Here is a 16,010-nt window from a genome sequence, read left to right on the forward strand (position 1 = left end):
ATACAGGACATATTCGTTCATGCCTTCACAGGATTCTATATTGTGCAGATATTTCGAAGCAGATGTATTAACAAGTATACATTCTAAGATATATTGAGGCTGTTTATATGCAAAAGCTAATATAATGAATAGATATTTACTGTAGCTCCTCAGAAGCCAAAATATAAAGCTAAAAAGTTAAATAATTGATTTATAATAATGTGTATTTTTGGCTTTTGATAAATTTCATAAAACAATATTATATCTTTGCAAAAGAATACAATGAATTTAGATTTTTACAAAAAACAAGCTCTGCAAAGGCAAAAAGAGCATGGGAAATTTTTAGAGGGACTAAAGAAAAAGCCTCCTAAAAATCTGGATTATATAGTTCAGGAAGTCCATGAGAAGGTTTTTGAAAAAATTGACTGTCTGGGATGTGCCAACTGCTGTAGGACCACCGGTCCTTTATATACTGAAAAAGATATTGAAAGAATAGCTAAGCATCTTCGTTTAAAACCGGCAGATTTTGAGAGAAAATTTTTAAGAGTGGATGAAGACAATGATAAAGTACTTCAAAACTTACCCTGCTTCTTTTTAAATGAAGATAATACATGCTCTATATATGAGGTGAGGCCCAAAGCCTGCAGGGAATATCCTCATACGGATAGGAAAAAGATTTATCAGATCAATAGCCTTATGATTAAGAATACTGTGATTTGTCCCGCTGCCTTTGAGTTTGTGGAAGGATTAGAGAAGCGTCTTAATAAATAAGAGATATAGAAATAAAAAAGCATTGAATTCTCAATGCTTTCTCCTTTCACTTTACTTTTTTGTCCATTATCCCGGAACCAGGTATAAGAAAAAAGGTCAGGGATTTTCCCTAACCTTATATTTTGATTAAACTACTCCTTGTGCTAGCATAGCTTCGGCAACCTTTACGAAACCTGCAATATTAGCGCCCTTTACATAGTTTACATAACCGTCTTCTTCTTTTCCGTAATCTCTGCAGGCTTTATGAATTCCAATCATAATTTCTTTTAATCTTGCGTCCACTTCTTCTGATGTCCAGTTCAGACGGATTGAGTTTTGTGTCATCTCTAAACCTGACGTAGCTACACCTCCAGCATTAGATGCTTTTCCAGGAGAGAATAAAACCTTATTATCCAGGAAGTAGTTGATAGCTTCTAGTGTAGAAGGCATATTCGCTGCCTCAGTTACACAGGCACACCCATTATCTACTAATACTTTAGCATCTTCCAGATCCAATTCATTCTGAGTTGCAGCAGGAATTGCTACATCACATTTAACTTCCCAAGGGCGTTTTCCTGGGAAAAATTCTGCAGATGGATATTTTTTAACGTAATCTTCTGCTCTGTTGTTACCGGAAGCTCTAAGTTCTAATAGATAGTCTACTTTTTCACCGGTAATACCATCTTTATCATAAACATATCCGTCGGGACCGGAAATAGTAACTGCTTTCCCTCCTAATTCATTAACTTTCTTGATAACTCCCCAAGCTACATTTCCAAAACCCGAAACTGTTACAGTTTTATCTTTAAAATCCTGTCCAATCGTTCTTAGCATCTGTTCTGCAAAATAAACAACACCATATCCGGTAGCTTCAGGACGGATCAATGAACCTCCATAAGCAAGCCCTTTTCCTGTAAGAACTCCAGTGAACTCGTTTCTGATTTTTTTGTACTGACCGAAAAGATATCCTATCTCTCTTGCTCCAACTCCGATATCTCCTGCAGGAACGTCGGTTTCAGGACCTACGTGTTTGCATAATTCTGTCATAAATGCCTGGCAGAAACGCATAACTTCCATGTCTGATTTTCCCTGAGGATCGAAATCGGAACCTCCTTTTCCTCCTCCCATCGGAAGAGTTGTCAAAGAGTTTTTGAAAACTTGTTCAAAGGCTAAGAATTTAAGAACAGATAAATTTACTGTAGGATGGAAACGGATTCCTCCTTTATAAGGTCCGATAGCCGAATTCATTTGTATTCTGAATCCTCGGTTTACCTGGATTTCTCCCTTGTCATCAACCCAAGGAACTCTGAATATAATAATTCTTTCTGCTTCTGCCATTCTCTCAAGGAGCTTCATTCCAGTGTATTCTTTCTTCGTGGCAATAAACGGAATTACAGTAACAGCAACTTCTTTTACAGCCTGTAGAAATTCCGGTTCATTAGGATTTTTTGCTTCAATCTTTGCAATAAACTCCTGAATCTTCTGCTCAATATTATATTGTTCCATATATTAAGGTTGAATATTATTGCCAACAAATTTAATTTTTTTTTCAAGATTCGCAACACCATATTTGATAATTGTTTAAAATTTAACAATAATGAGGCGTAATATTATTAAATTGATAATTTGTGTTTAAATTTTGTCAAAAATTAAATATTATGCTTGAAATAGTGCAATATTAAGAAATGGTTAAATCTTAAATTACTACAAATTGTCTCCCTGAAAGTGATTTTATTTTACCCAAAAGCTCCAATTCCAGAATTAAAGGTAAAATTTTATGAGTTGGGATGGAAATTTTTTGTGCCAGATCATCTAATGAAATTTGAGAATTATGTAAAATGGTATGATAGATTAATGATTGATTTTCAGTAAGTTGAATAGCTTCTGTTGGGATAGGAAAAAGTTCTTCCATTTTGAGCGAAGAAGGATTAAAGCCCAGAGAATCGATCAGGTTTTTAATGCTTGAAATAGCTGCGGCTTTATTCTGGAAAATTAAGTGATTACATCCTTGGCTGTATGGATCGGTAATCTTTCCGGGGAGTGCATATACATCCCTGTTGTAATTATTTGCATAGGTGGCCGTGCTGATAGAACCACCTCCAAATCCGGTTTCTACTACAATTGTAGAGGGAGAAAGTCCTGCTATAATTCTGTTTCGCTGGAGGAAATTTTCCCTGTCCGGCTTTCGGGAAGAATTAAATTCAGTAACCAGTGAGCCATTCTCCTCAAGGATTTTCTCAGAGAGTTTCCTGTTTTTAGAAGGGTATAAAGTGGTAAAACCATGTGCCAGAATAGCAATAGTTTTGATGTTACAATTTATAGATTGCTCATGAACCTCTTTGTCAGTCCCTAATGCAAGGCCACTGACAGAACAGAAATTAAAAGACTTTGTTTCCTCAAAAAAATCTTTGATGAATTTTTTTCCATAAGGGCTTATGTTTCTTGTTCCTATAATGCTAATGGGGTTTGAAAGTTCAAGCTGGCCCTTATGATAAAGAACGGAAGGAGCATCGTCACACTCATTCAGTAAAGAGGGAAGCTGATTAAGATGTTTAAGACTGATCTGAATATGATTTCTTTCACAGAACTGAAGTTCTTTTTCCGCAAATTGTAAATGTTCGGTTTTTCCGATATCCATCACAGTCTTGAAACCTATGCCATCAACTTTTTGATATTCTTTTTTAGCTTGAAACCATGCATTTTTAGCACTTCCGAATGTATTAACCAATTTGGAAAAGTTAATATCACCAATCAGCAGGCACTCCCGTAATGCAATAGAGTAAAGATGTTCTTCGGTGTACATTTGTGTTTTTCTTTCAAATGTAACAAATTGAGAATTATTTTCTTCTTCTTAAATCATCCAGATGATCCCAAATATCATCTCTTTTCTTGTAAGGAAGTTCAGAGAAGTCTTCGGGATGGTTTTCTTTATATTCCTGCCAAAGCTTATCATCTTTTTCACTATAATAATTAGGAAATTCCCAGATATATTTTTTCTTTCTTTCTCCGACATCTTTAAAAATGAATGCGATGATACTTCCTACAATAGCTCCTGAAAGGTGAGCCTGCCAAGAGATCTTGCTGGGCTCATTAAGTGTGTAGAAAAGTTCTTCAGGAAACATTCCCCATACCAAGCTTCCATAATACAGAACAACCAGAAGTGAAATGGTAAGCAGCTTCATGTTCCATCGGAAAACGCCACTGAAAAAAAGAAAAAATGCCAATACGTAAACTACACCACTAGCTCCAATTGTGCAGGTGTACATATATTCACCTGTAAGGATATCTATGGGAGGAAGCAGCCATACAAGGAATCCGGTAGCTAGCCAGCCAATTATAAAAACCTTATTGGCTACCAAAGGATAAAATTGATATAACAAGAACATAAGAGCTGCCATAGGAATTGAATTTCCTATAATATGATCTATATTCCCGTGTAAAAGAGGAGAGGTAATTATTCCGAGCAAACCTTCAGGTAAAAGAGGAATAATTGCGCCAAAACAACTTTCAAAAAAGCCGTGTAGCTGTAAGAAGTATCCAAACCACATCGCAGCAAGCATCAGTAGCGGATTTATAATTGCTTTTTTGGAAATTACATTTTTTAGCATGGTGATATTATCTCAAATCGAAAGCCAATGATAAATTTCGGAAAATTTGGCGATGGTTTTATTATTTTGAACTAAAAGTAAGACAAAAAGTAATGATTTTGAGATGGTTTTATTATTTATGAAGAAGAGAGTCATGTGATAACACATGACCCTCCAACGTTTAAAAATAATATATAAGAAGCTTTAAATTTTATCTTTTGTCTTTAATTCAGTTAATAATTTACCTTTATTTGATTACAAAGATAAGTCGGCAAATAGACATTGGGAATGTACTTTTCCGATTTTTACTTATAAAAAACTGTTTTTTATGTGCTTAAAAAAAGAGAAAGTAAAAAAACACATTTTTTATTTGTACCCTCTATCTTTGTGTTGAAAAAATTATATTTCTATTTTTGCAGGAAAAGTCATTTAAATAATGAAGAAGTTTTTATTGATTCTTTCCATTTCCATAGGGATTTTTGCCAGTGGGCAAGAGGAAAAAAAAGAGCCTGTAAAAGATTCCATAAAATACTGGTCTGTTTTAGGTAAAAATTCTTTAATGCTTAATCAGGCTGCTTTCTCAAACTGGGTAGGTGGAGGCGCTAATAATGTGGGCTGGCTTGCTGGAGTGAATTATAATATCACTTATGAAAAGGATAAAGATTTATGGGAAAATATTATTATTCTGGATTATGGACAAAACAATACAAAAGGTATTGGAACAAGAAAGACGCAGGATGTTATTAATATTTCCACCAATTACGGAAGACAGTTTTCCAAGAGCTGGTATTTCTCGCTGGGAGCAAGTTTCCAATCCCAATTTTCGGCAGGATATGAAGATGGAAATAATCCAAGTGCTAAAAAAATATCAAATTTTATGGCTCCCGGTTATCTGAATGTCGGGATGGGGATTACCTATAGACCGAATGATAATCTAAATGTTACTTTACGACCTACCAACGCAAGATGGGTTTTTGTATTAGATAAAGAACTCCAGTATGCTGGAAGTTATGGTTTAAAGAGTGATGGTGACCGTTCTTTGTTGCAGTTCGGTTTTCTGGGAACAGCATCTTATAAACTGAAAATAATGGATAATGTCAGTCTCACTAATACTGCTTCTGTTTTTTCCAATTATCTGGATCATCCTGAAAGATTGGTATTATCTTATGGAGGTATTTTAAATCTTAAAGTAAACAGGTTCATCTCTACTAATGTTACAGTAGATGTACTGTATGATCATAATCAAATTCAGAAAACACAATTGAAACAGACTTTAGGAGTTGGTTTCGCTTATACTTTAGATAATGGAGTAAAGCGCTCTTCACGTAAAGACAATCAATGGTGGATTAAAAAATAGAATAATAATAAATTAAAAAAGAAGCTTTACAGATATCCTATTTTGTAAAGCTTCTTTTCTTTTCGGAAGAAGTGTTATTATGTGTAGTTTTAAGTTTGTTTTCTTTTGCTAGAATTATTTTAATATTTCGAATATTTGTGATTTGTTTTTTATTATATTTATAAATAAAATTAAAAAATCCTTACTTATGAAGAAAAAATTATTACTTATTTCCATTTCTTTGGGAATAACAACAGCTGCACAAGAAACTAAAACAGATGCTGCCGCGGTAGACACTATAAAAGCATGGTCTATACAAGGGCAAAATACTTTAATGCTTAATCAGGCCGCATTCTCTAACTGGGTAGGTGGGGGAGCCAATAACGTAGGTTGGCTTGCCGGTATAAACTATAATATGACCTATGAAAAAGGAAAAGATTTATGGGAAAATATTGTTATTCTGGGATACGGACAGAATAATACCAAAGGAACAGGAACAAGAAAAACACAGGATGTTATCAACCTTTCTACCAATTATGGTAGAGAAATAGCTAAAAACTGGTACGTTTCTGCAGGAGCCAGCTTACAGACACAATTTGCAGCGGGATATGAAGATGGCAATAACCCTGACGCTTTAAAGCTTTCAAACTTTATGGCTCCGGGATATCTTAATATAGGTGCCGGTTTTACTTACAGGCCTAATGACAATTTCACTATGACATTGCGTCCTGCAAATGCCAGATGGACTTTCGTACTGGATAAAGATCTACAGTATGCGGGAAGCTACGGGCTTAAGAATGATGGAGATTCTTCTTTATTTCAATTCGGTTTCTTAGGAACAGCTGTTTACAAAGTGAAAATTATGGATAATATTAATTTAACGAATACAGCTTCTGTATTTTCGAATTATTTAGATCATCCGGAAAGACTTGTTTTAGCATATGGAGCCATTTTAAATATGAAGATCAACAAATATATTTCTTCCAATATTACACTAGACCTTCTATATGATCACAATCAGATCAAAAGAACACAGCTAAAGCAGACATTGGGAGTTGGAGTTGCTTATAATTTTGATAACGGAGTGAAACGTTCAGAGAAAAAAGATAATCAGACTTGGATGAAATAAATAATAATCAGGTCTTACTTTAATAAAAAGCACCTTTAATTAAGGTGCTTTTTTATTATATTTTAAAATTCAATATCTACTTCCAGTTTTTCAGCTAAAAGCTTGGATATTTTCTCCTTTAAGGGTTCTATATCAATATTCTGCATGGCATCATTAGCAAATGCATATAATAATAAAGCCTGTGCTTCTTTCTTGGAAATTCCTCTTGCTCTTAAGTAAAAGAGAGCATCTTCATTAAGTTGTCCCACGGTACAACCGTGAGAACATTTTACATCATCTGCAAAAATCTCCAACTGAGGTTTAGTGTCAATGGTAGCTCCTTCGCTTAATAGCACATTATTATTTTGCTGGTAAGCATTTGTTTTCTGAGCGATTTTGTCAACGAAAACTTTCCCATTGAAAACCCCGTGTGCATTATCCTTATAAATACCTTTATAATTCTGATAGCTTTCACAGTTAGGTTGGTTGTGATGAACTGCTGTATGGTGGTCTACCAGCTGTTCTTTTCCGATGATAGTAATTCCATTCATAAACGAGTTGATATTCTGTCCGTTATGAATGAAGTCTAAGTTGTTTCTTACCAGTTTCCCTCCAAAAGAGAAGGTGTTTACTGTCGTTAAGCTATCTTTTTCCTGTTTCGCAAAAGTACTGTCGATAAGATAAGAAGTATCATTATCATTCTGAAGCTTGTGCCAGTCAGCTTTTGCATTAGGATAAGTGAAAATTTCAGTAACTGAATTGGTAAATGTGTAAGTTTCATCAAAGTTATGATGACTTTCAATAACCTCTACTTTTGCACCTTCTTCTACAATCAGAAGGTTTCGGGTGTTATAGAATGTGTTTTCTTCTTGGTTCTGAGATAAATAGAAAACATGGATGGGTTTTTCAATAACCACATTCTTAGGAACCTTTAGGAAAAAACCATATTTGCAATAGGCAGTATTCAGATTGGTAAATGCTGAATCTTCAGGAGTAAGAGTATTGAAATACTGATCAAAAACTTCTTTATGTTTTTCATCATTCAGAGCATAATTGAAAGAAAGAAATTCTACATTTTCAATGGAAACTCTTGAAAGTTCCTTGTGTAGTTTTCCATTAATAAAAACAATCCAGTCGAAATGTTCTTCTCCCAGATGTAGCTCATCCAGTTGCTCTTTAGTGATGTTATGACCTTCCTTAGGGAAAAAGTTATAGTTTTTCTCCGTAATTTCCTTAAGGTTCGTATATTTATATTCTTCGTCTTTTTTGGTTGGAAAACCAATGTTCTCAAATTTTTGAAGAGCTGATTTTCTGTCTCCATCTAAAAATCTATGGTGAAGACTCTCCAGGAATTGGTTGTGGTTTTCTGTAAGTTGTTCGTATAAAGCCATTATTGGTACTTCGGCTATCACACCTATTTATATTATAATTAAAATTATTTTAGAAGGGTTGTTTCGGACTATTAATTCAACAGCCAGTCGTAACCTTTTTCTTCCAGTTCTAATGCTAAAGATTTATCTCCAGTTTTGATGATTTTTCCATTAGCCAAAACATGAACAAAATCCGGCTGGATATAATTCAATAATCTTTGATAGTGAGTGATCAAAAGAACAGCGTTTCCTTCGTTTTTGAAATGATTTACTCCATCTGCAACGATTCTTAGGGCATCAATATCCAATCCTGAATCTGTTTCATCGAGAATAGCTAATTTAGGATTTAGCATAAGCATTTGGAAGATCTCATTTCTCTTCTTTTCACCTCCTGAAAAACCTTCATTCAGTGATCTGGAAAGGAAATCTTTTTTAATACCCAGTTTCTCGGATTTTTCACGAATCAGAGCAAGCATTTCTTTTGCAGGCATTTCTTCAAGCCCGTTAGCTTTTCTGTTTTCATTTAAAGCCGCTTTTATAAAATTGGTCACTGATACTCCCGGGATTTCTACCGGATACTGGAAAGAAAGGAAAATTCCTTTATGGGCTCTTTCTTCCGGTGCATCTTCATTGATATTTTCTCCTCCGAAAATGATTTCCCCGTCGGTAACTTCATAATCCTCTTTTCCTGCGATTACCGAAGAAAGAGTTGATTTTCCTGCCCCGTTAGGTCCCATTATAGCATGAACTTCACCTGGCTTTATTTCGAGATTTATTCCTTTTAAAATTTCTGCGCCGTCTTCAATTTTAGCGTGCAAGTTTTTAATTTCTAACATAGTTTTAATATGATAATTTGGTAATATGATAATTTGAAAATTATAATTACCTCTTTATATTCTTTTATTTTATTCTAGCAATACTGAATGTATATTTTCATTCTATCCAACAGATCCTTCTAATGAAATTTCAAGAAGTTTCTGAGCTTCAATAGCAAATTCCATAGGGAGCTTGTTTAAAACTTCTTTACTAAATCCATTTACAATCAGAGCAATAGCTCTTTCTGTGTCAATTCCTCTCTGATTACAGTAGAAAATCTGATCTTCTCCGATTTTTGAAGTAGTCGCTTCATGCTCCAGCTGAGCTGTAGGATCTTTGATTTCAATATAGGGAAAAGTATGAGCTCCGCATTCATTGCCCATCAATAAAGAATCACATTGGGAAAAATTTCTAGCTCCTTTTGCAGAAGGCATTACTTTTACCAGACCTCTATAGGAATTATTGGATTTGCCTGCCGAAATACCTTTGGAAATAATGGTAGATCTTGTATTTTTTCCAATATGAATCATTTTAGTTCCTGTATCGGCATATTGATGATTGTTAGTTACCGCAATTGAATAGAACTCTCCGATAGAGTTATCCCCTTTCAGGATGCATGAAGGATATTTCCATGTTACAGCAGAACCGGTCTCTACTTGGGTCCAGGAGATTTTTGCACCCTTTTCACAAAGCCCTCTTTTGGTTACGAAGTTAAATACACCGCCTTTTCCTTCTTCATTTCCCGGATACCAATTCTGAACGGTAGAATATTTAATTTCTGCATTGTCTAAAGCTATGAGTTCTACAACAGCTGCGTGCAGCTGATTCTCATCTCTTGACGGTGCTGTACACCCTTCCAGGTAGGATACATAACTTCCTTCATCTGCGATTACAAGTGTTCTTTCAAACTGTCCTGTTCCTGCCTGATTAATACGGAAGTAAGTAGAAAGTTCCATCGGACAACGAACTCCTTTTGGGATATAACAAAAACTTCCGTCAGAGAAAACAGCAGAATTTAATGCTGAATAAAAGTTATCTCCTCGCGGGACTACTTTACCAATATATTTTTTCACTAAATCCGGGTGATTTTTTATCGCTTCTGAAATAGAGCAGAAGATAATCCCTTTCTCTGCCAATGTTTCCTGAAATGTTGTTTTCACAGAAACGGAGTCCATAACGATATCAACCGCTACTCCGGAAAGTCTTTTTTGTTCCTCGATATTAATACCAAGCTTCTCGAAAGTCTTTAATAATTCAGGATCTACTTCATCTAAACTTGCCAGCTCAGGTTTTACCTTAGGAGCAGCATAGTAGCGTATAGCCTGAAAATCCGGTTTTTCATACTTGATGTTAGCCCAATCGGGCTCCGTCATTTTCTGCCATACTCTGAAAGCCTCCAGACGCCAGTCCGTCATCCATTCCGGCTCTTCTTTTTTTGCAGAAATAGCACGGATAATGTCCTCATTTAAACCGATTGGGAAGTCTTCATAATCAATTTTGGTTTCCCAGCCGAATTCATATTTTTTATTTTCTAAATCGACGCGTAAATCGTCTTCTGTATACTTACTCATTATATTTTTTAGATTTCTGATACCAGATTTCAGAAGTCCGGAATATAAACCCGAAAGTCTGATATTGGTATCTAGTGTCTATAAGCTAAAACTTTCTCCACAACCACATGTTCTGGATGCATTAGGATTGTTAAAAACAAATCCTTTCCCGTTTAATCCTCCTGAATATTCCAGGATGGTTCCTGCTAGATAGAGAATAGATTTTTTATCTACAACAATTTTGATATTGTTGTCTTCAAAAATCTGATCGGTTTCTGCTTTTTGGTTGTCAAACTTTAAAACATACTCCAAACCAGAACATCCCCCACTTTTCACCCCCACTCTTATATAATCTTCAGCAGGGTTAAAGCCTTCTTCAGTCATCAGCTGAATGGCTTTTGCCTTTGCTTGATCCGATACTTTTATCATTGTATTTATTTAGAATGATTTAATGTTGCAAAAATACAAACTAATTTCCGCAATCTCAAATTGATGGTATCTATTTTAACTATTTTACATTACGGAAAGATCACTCATGTTAAAATTTGTACAAATTCTAATTTATGAAGCAGAATTGATTCTGTTTTTGATTTAACTTTGATTCGTATTTTTTATCTATAAATTAACAATGAAAAAAAGATTACTTGGCTTTTTTGCGTTACTTTTTGTAACCGTAGCATACGGACAGACTATACGTTATGTATATGAAACTTCGGTGAATCCGGATTCTATTAATCTGGTGGATCTGAAAAATGAAAAGACTTTTTTGGATATAAAGGGTAATAAGTCTTTATTTATCAGTGAAAGTAAATTAATGAAAGATTCCCTGCAGGTAGCATTTTTTAAGTCGGAGGAAGCCAAAGAAGCAAATAAGAGTAAGAAAAAGGAAAAGGAAAAGGATGAAAAGAAGTTTCCAAAAGCGGGAATGAAAATAGAGCCTACTTTTTTTGAATATTTTATTACAAAGAATATTGCAGAAAAACAGGTTTATTATTATGACAGAGTACTTAATAAGCAAATCTATTATAAGGAAGACAGACCTCTGAATTGGGAAATAATGAATGTTACAGAGAAGCAGAATGGATATAATGCTCAAAAAGCGGTTGTGAATTTTGGAGGAAGAATATGGACGGCCTGGTTTACAAAAGATATTCCTATTTCTGACGGGCCTTATAAATTCAACGGACTTCCAGGGCTTATTGTAAAGCTGGAAGATGATAAAGGGGATTATAAATTTGATCTTGTTAAAAAAATAACCATTCAAAATGCTTTTGAAGAAGAGATAAGACCTGATGCAAAACAAAGTACAAGAGTTGAATTTAATGGAGATAAAGCAGCTTTAGAACTTGAATTTGGAAAAAATAAGAGGTCTATTGCAGAAAGTAGTGAGAGAGGAATAAAGCCTTCCGGAGGCGTAGGCAGACCAGGTGGTGGAATGCCGGGAGGTGGAAGAAGAGGAAGACCTTCTGGAGGAATGGATAATGAAGGGACTTCGTTGGCATCTGGTAACTTTAATAATGTTTCCTTAAATACAGGAAATCAGAACCCAATTGAACTCAAATAAAATTATAAATGAAAAAGTTAGGTATTATTGCGTTTGCCTTATTAATGCAAAGTATGTTTGCCCAAACCAACAGGTTTGTATATCAGGTGACTATGAAGCTGGATTCTACGAATAAAAATGATATAAAAACGGAAAACGCTTATTTAGATATTTCCCCTGAAAAGTCTCTTTTTTATTCTGAAAATAGAATAAAAAGGGATTCTATTATGTCAAAGGCATTTCAAAGCGGAGGAGCAAGAAGCTTTAACAGGGATCAGATGGAAAGTTTGAGATCCAATATCAATTATACCATTGAGAAGGACAAAAAGAATCAGAAAACTTCTTTTAAAGACAGATTAGGAAGAGATACCTATTCTTATGAAGAGGATCGGAATTTGGACTGGAAAATTCTTCCTGAAACAATGACAATAGGGGAATATAAAGTCCAAAAAGCGGAAGCTGATTTTGGAGGAAGACAGTGGACGGCTTGGTTTACTACAGATCTTCCTTATCAGGATGGACCGTATAAGTTCAGCGGACTTCCGGGATTAATTGTAAAAATAGAGGATAGTAAAGGGGATTATTCATTTGATTTGATGAAAAATTACAAAATTGCAGAGCTTCCAGATTTAACACAGAGAGGACCTGGAAATGTAATAAAGGTGAAGAGAAAAGATTTTGTAAAACAACAAGAAAAATTTCAAAAAGATCCGGTTTCTTTTATGATGCAGGGGGCTAGTATTTCTCAGCCTAGAAGGTCAGGAGGAAATGGACCTGGCGGTCCTGGCGGAGGACAAAATCAGGCTGATATGAGAAAGAGAATGGAAGAGAGAGTAAAAGAAGAAGCTAAGACCAACAACAACCCAATTGAATTACAATAAAAAAAGAGTCCGAAAAAAAAGAGTCCGAATTATTCGGACTCTTTTTTTATTATTTATTTCAGAAGTTGATTAAATGTATCTCCCTGTCTGATGTCTCCGGTATTATAACCTTTCATAAACCATTCTTTACGTTGTGCAGAAGATCCGTGGGTAAAGCTTTCCTGATTAACGTATCCCTGTGCTCTTTTTTGAATATTATCATCTCCAACAGCTTCTGCAGCACTTATGGCTGATTCTATGTCTCCCGGCTCAAGAATCCCTTCTCTGCTGTCCGTACGTTTTGCCCAGACTCCGGCGTAAAAATCAGCTTGTAATTCTGTTGCTACGGAAACTCTATTCATGTCAGCTTCTGAATAACGACCGCTTCTTCTAAGTGCATCTACTTTTTGGGTGGTTCCCAGCAAAGTCTGCACATGATGTCCTACTTCATGTGCTAAAACATAAGCCACCGTAAACTCAGTAACTTTAGCACCGAACCTCTGCTGAAGCTCATTGAAAAAACTCATATCCATATAGACTGTCTGATCAGCCGGACAATAGAATGGACCCATTGCAGATTCGGCAGTACCACATCCGGATTGGGTTGTATTTTCGAAAAGAACGATTTTAGGTTTAACATAAGTCATCCCATTTTCCTGGAAGATCTGTTCCCAGGTAATGATATTCCATTTGCCCATCATATCCACCATTTGTCCTATCTTCTTATCATTTTCCGTTAATTCTCTTTTTTCAGAATACCCCTGTGATGATGAAGTGGAGTTTAAAATGCTGGAGGGGTTACCTCCTAAAAAGAAAATGATAGCGGCGATGATCAATGTACCAAGTCCTCCTCCTACAACAGCTCCTCCTCCAAGACCTCGTCTATCTTCTACGTTTCCGCCTCTGTCTTCTGTCCATTTCATAATTAAGTAATTTTATGAGTAAAGGTAAAAATTTTATATTTAAATTATTGTTAAATAATTACTTTTCAGTACTTTTTACTTAGTTCTGTTTAACTGGTTGGTCTTAAGCCAGTAAGATGTAGCCTGATATGCAGAAATAGTCTGCTCTATAAGGTTCTGATCTGTATTTTTATTTTTTAAAAGATTTTCCTTATAGTAAATATTAAACTCAGGAGAAAGATTACTTTTTTCCTGTTGAAGAGAATATTGTTTTATCTGTCTTACAGGTGATATGATGGTTAATCTTTCGTCTTTTACAAAGCCCAGGTCCTGATAAGTTGCAATATAAGCTTTAGGCTGGAAATTTTCTTTAAGAGCATCCTGCCCTAGAAACTTAGAATGATAATTAAAGTTGAGCAGACCGAATAGGGTAGGCATGATATCAATCTGAGACATAAGCTTATTAAATTTCTGAGGTTTTATAAATCCTTCAGAAAATATCATTGCGGGAATTCTGTATTTATCCATTGGCAGCTCCGTATTACCTGCGCTTGATGCACAGTGGTCAGCCACAATGATGAAGACCGTGTTTTTATACCAATCCTGCTTTTTAGCCATTTCAAAGAATTTTCTGATAGAGTAGTCGGTATATTTTACTCCTCCGTCTCTTGATTTTGCATTACCGGGAATGTCTATTCTTCCATCGGGATAAGTGAAAGGTCTGTGGTTAGAAACCGTCATCCAGTGATTGAAGAAAGGTTTTCCGGATTTAGCTTCCGCATTCATGGTCTGGATTGCTTTTTTCGCCATATCTTCATCAGCTACTCCCCATACGTTGGCAAAGGTGATTTCATCTGATTTAAAATTATTTCTGTCAATAATGTCATAGCCATTTCCTCCAAAGAAATCTTCCATATTATCAAAATAGCTATATCCCCCATATAGGAATTTAACATCATAACCTTTGGATTTAAAAACACCTCCGGTTGTGAATTTATTTTTGTTATAATCTTCTCTTTTAATAATACTCTCCCCGGCTGTGGGTGGTATGGATAGTGTTAAAGCTTCGAGTCCACGTACAGTTCTGTTTCCTGTTGCATACAGGTTAGTAAACATGAGCGAACGATCTGCAAGGCTATCCAGAAAAGGAGTGATATTTCGGGTGTTTCCGTAGTGAGCCATGAATTCAGCAGATAAGCTTTCAATAGAAATTAAGACTACATTTTTTTTAAGCTCTGGCTGTCCGGAAATGATATTTCTTTCGAGGGTGGGCTCGGTATATTGGCTTAAGAAGATATTATCTGCTTTTTTCTGGTCTATTTTTGAATAAAACTGGAAATAATCGAGCTCATTATGAGTAAATGCCCAATAGAATTTTGGAAGTCCGTTAGCCTTAATTTCATCCGAAAATACATTCTGTGATTTCATCTGCATGAGAGAAGGAATAGCAATAAGACTTAATCCTACCATTACTATAAAGGTACCCAGCAGTATGAATTTTTGTTTGATGTTAGGAGGATCTTCCAGTTCTATTTTAGTCTTTTTATGAATATACCAGGTAATGATAGTGCTTATAATAATAATAACAGAGAAGAGAGGAACTACAGGATAACTTTCCATGATATTTCCTATTACTTCATTGGTGTAGATAAGATAATCAACTGCTATAAAGTTATATCGAAGACCGAACTCATTATAAAAGAAATATTCACTGACTGCATTGAAAACAATAACCAATACATAAATGAAAATTGTAATGAAATATGATACACTTCGTATTCTCTTTCGGTATGCAGGTAAAAAGAGCATAGAGCCAAACAGCAGAGTTTTGATCCCTACAAATATCAGAATGATCTCTTTTACCGAGCCTCCGTACTGTTTGAAAATATTATTGGGAATAAACTGGATATATAAAAGGAATAATAGAAGGGTGCCCAATATAATATATCCGTAAGGTTTGTTGTATTTTGAATCAGATAAAAATAAAAAGTAAAGGGCCAGAAATGAACTTGCAATGGTAAATACAAATATATCATTTACGAGGCCTATGGATATTACCTTTATAATTTCAAAAAATCCAAAATCTGCTGTAGTGATAGGGTGGAAAAAAAAGACGATTCTCAGCAGCAATGATACGATGAGATAGAATATCCCAAGGTATAGAAAGGGTTTAATTTTTTTTGGGAACATATGCAGCAGTAATTTGAGT

The 16,010-nt window shown here is 35.1% G+C and carries 14 protein-coding genes; 5 read left to right on the forward strand and 9 right to left on the reverse strand.

Annotated features, from left to right (window positions below; all coding sequences use genetic code 11):
• The first annotated feature begins 261 nt into the window (after positions 1-261).
• Positions 262-750 carry a YkgJ family cysteine cluster protein gene (locus tag Q0A18_RS11970; RefSeq protein ID WP_292010380.1) on the forward strand — a complete coding sequence of 163 codons (489 nt, stop codon included), beginning with the start codon at positions 262-264 and terminating at the stop codon, positions 748-750.
• Positions 751-876: 126 nt separating this feature from the next.
• Here Q0A18_RS11970 and gdhA read toward each other — a convergent pair whose 3' ends face one another.
• The 3 genes from gdhA to Q0A18_RS11985 form a co-directional block, all read right to left on the reverse strand.
• Entirely contained in the window at positions 877-2,235 is a 1,359-nt protein-coding gene (gene gdhA, locus Q0A18_RS11975) for an NADP-specific glutamate dehydrogenase (RefSeq protein WP_292010381.1), read from the reverse strand.
• A 190-nt stretch (positions 2,236-2,425) separates the two neighbouring features.
• On the reverse strand, positions 2,426-3,532 hold the full coding sequence (gene dprA / locus Q0A18_RS11980; protein ID WP_292010382.1) for a DNA-processing protein DprA: 1,107 nt from the start codon (positions 3,530-3,532) through the stop codon (positions 2,426-2,428).
• A gap of 34 nt (positions 3,533-3,566) precedes the next feature.
• Positions 3,567-4,337 carry a rhomboid family intramembrane serine protease gene (locus Q0A18_RS11985; RefSeq protein ID WP_292010383.1) on the reverse strand — a complete coding sequence of 257 codons (771 nt, stop codon included), beginning with the start codon at positions 4,335-4,337 and terminating at the stop codon, positions 3,567-3,569.
• Between the two features lie 415 nt (positions 4,338-4,752).
• Here Q0A18_RS11985 and Q0A18_RS11990 point away from each other — a divergent pair, with 415 nt between their 5' ends.
• Positions 4,753-5,673: a DUF3078 domain-containing protein gene (locus Q0A18_RS11990; RefSeq protein ID WP_292010384.1), complete on the forward strand. Its 921-nt coding sequence runs from the start codon at positions 4,753-4,755 to the stop codon at positions 5,671-5,673.
• Positions 5,674-5,860: 187 nt separating this feature from the next.
• Complete coding sequence (locus Q0A18_RS11995) at positions 5,861-6,781, forward strand: DUF3078 domain-containing protein (protein WP_292010385.1); 921 nt, start codon at positions 5,861-5,863, stop codon at positions 6,779-6,781.
• A gap of 62 nt (positions 6,782-6,843) precedes the next feature.
• Here the strand turns inward: Q0A18_RS11995 and sufD are convergent, their stop codons facing one another.
• The 4 genes from sufD to Q0A18_RS12015 all read right to left on the reverse strand — a co-directional run bounded on the left by sufD (position 6,844) and on the right by Q0A18_RS12015 (position 10,925).
• Positions 6,844-8,151, reverse strand: a complete 1,308-nt coding sequence (sufD, locus tag Q0A18_RS12000; protein WP_292010386.1) for a Fe-S cluster assembly protein SufD — start codon at positions 8,149-8,151, stop codon at positions 6,844-6,846.
• 71 nt (positions 8,152-8,222) lie between these two features.
• A complete protein-coding gene (gene sufC, locus Q0A18_RS12005) occupies positions 8,223-8,966 on the reverse strand; it encodes a Fe-S cluster assembly ATPase SufC (protein WP_292010387.1) in 744 nt (247 codons plus the stop codon).
• Between the two features lie 102 nt (positions 8,967-9,068).
• The gene (gene sufB, locus Q0A18_RS12010; RefSeq protein ID WP_292010388.1) at positions 9,069-10,517 is read right to left on the reverse strand and encodes a Fe-S cluster assembly protein SufB; all 1,449 of its coding nucleotides are present in this window, start codon (positions 10,515-10,517) and stop codon (positions 9,069-9,071) included.
• A gap of 78 nt (positions 10,518-10,595) precedes the next feature.
• Complete coding sequence (locus tag Q0A18_RS12015; RefSeq protein WP_292010389.1) at positions 10,596-10,925, reverse strand: iron-sulfur cluster assembly accessory protein; 330 nt, start codon at positions 10,923-10,925, stop codon at positions 10,596-10,598.
• 199 nt (positions 10,926-11,124) lie between these two features.
• On the opposite strand from Q0A18_RS12015, the gene Q0A18_RS12020 reads away from it, so the two are divergent.
• Both Q0A18_RS12020 and Q0A18_RS12025 read left to right on the forward strand, forming a co-directional pair.
• Positions 11,125-12,060 carry a GLPGLI family protein gene (locus Q0A18_RS12020; protein WP_292010390.1) on the forward strand — a complete coding sequence of 312 codons (936 nt, stop codon included), beginning with the start codon at positions 11,125-11,127 and terminating at the stop codon, positions 12,058-12,060.
• A gap of 8 nt (positions 12,061-12,068) precedes the next feature.
• Entirely contained in the window at positions 12,069-12,920 is an 852-nt protein-coding gene (locus Q0A18_RS12025) for a GLPGLI family protein (RefSeq protein WP_292010391.1), read from the forward strand.
• A 53-nt stretch (positions 12,921-12,973) separates the two neighbouring features.
• Here Q0A18_RS12025 and Q0A18_RS12030 read toward each other — a convergent pair whose 3' ends face one another.
• Together Q0A18_RS12030 and Q0A18_RS12035 are read right to left on the reverse strand one after the other, a co-directional pair.
• Positions 12,974-13,822, reverse strand: a complete 849-nt coding sequence (locus Q0A18_RS12030; RefSeq protein ID WP_292010392.1) for a neutral zinc metallopeptidase — start codon at positions 13,820-13,822, stop codon at positions 12,974-12,976.
• A 75-nt stretch (positions 13,823-13,897) separates the two neighbouring features.
• On the reverse strand, positions 13,898-15,991 hold the full coding sequence (locus Q0A18_RS12035; RefSeq protein ID WP_292010393.1) for an LTA synthase family protein: 2,094 nt from the start codon (positions 15,989-15,991) through the stop codon (positions 13,898-13,900).
• Between the last annotated feature and the right edge of the window lie 19 nt (positions 15,992-16,010).

This window comes from Chryseobacterium sp., from assembly GCF_022712095.1.
Taxonomy (GTDB): domain Bacteria; phylum Bacteroidota; class Bacteroidia; order Flavobacteriales; family Weeksellaceae; genus Chryseobacterium.

Coding starts and splice junctions, on each gene's coding strand:
- Q0A18_RS11970 (WP_292010380.1), top strand. CDS start 262: ATGAATTTAGATTTTTACAAAAAACAAGCTCTGCAAAGGCAAAAAGAG.
- gdhA (WP_292010381.1), bottom strand. CDS start 2,235: ATGGAACAATATAATATTGAGCAGAAGATTCAGGAGTTTATTGCAAAG.
- dprA (WP_292010382.1), bottom strand. CDS start 3,532: ATGTACACCGAAGAACATCTTTACTCTATTGCATTACGGGAGTGCCTG.
- Q0A18_RS11985 (WP_292010383.1), bottom strand. CDS start 4,337: ATGCTAAAAAATGTAATTTCCAAAAAAGCAATTATAAATCCGCTACTG.
- Q0A18_RS11990 (WP_292010384.1), top strand. CDS start 4,753: ATGAAGAAGTTTTTATTGATTCTTTCCATTTCCATAGGGATTTTTGCC.
- Q0A18_RS11995 (WP_292010385.1), top strand. CDS start 5,861: ATGAAGAAAAAATTATTACTTATTTCCATTTCTTTGGGAATAACAACA.
- sufD (WP_292010386.1), bottom strand. CDS start 8,151: ATGGCTTTATACGAACAACTTACAGAAAACCACAACCAATTCCTGGAG.
- sufC (WP_292010387.1), bottom strand. CDS start 8,966: ATGTTAGAAATTAAAAACTTGCACGCTAAAATTGAAGACGGCGCAGAA.
- sufB (WP_292010388.1), bottom strand. CDS start 10,517: ATGAGTAAGTATACAGAAGACGATTTACGCGTCGATTTAGAAAATAAA.
- Q0A18_RS12015 (WP_292010389.1), bottom strand. CDS start 10,925: ATGATAAAAGTATCGGATCAAGCAAAGGCAAAAGCCATTCAGCTGATG.
- Q0A18_RS12020 (WP_292010390.1), top strand. CDS start 11,125: ATGAAAAAAAGATTACTTGGCTTTTTTGCGTTACTTTTTGTAACCGTA.
- Q0A18_RS12025 (WP_292010391.1), top strand. CDS start 12,069: ATGAAAAAGTTAGGTATTATTGCGTTTGCCTTATTAATGCAAAGTATG.
- Q0A18_RS12030 (WP_292010392.1), bottom strand. CDS start 13,822: ATGAAATGGACAGAAGACAGAGGCGGAAACGTAGAAGATAGACGAGGT.
- Q0A18_RS12035 (WP_292010393.1), bottom strand. CDS start 15,991: ATGTTCCCAAAAAAAATTAAACCCTTTCTATACCTTGGGATATTCTAT.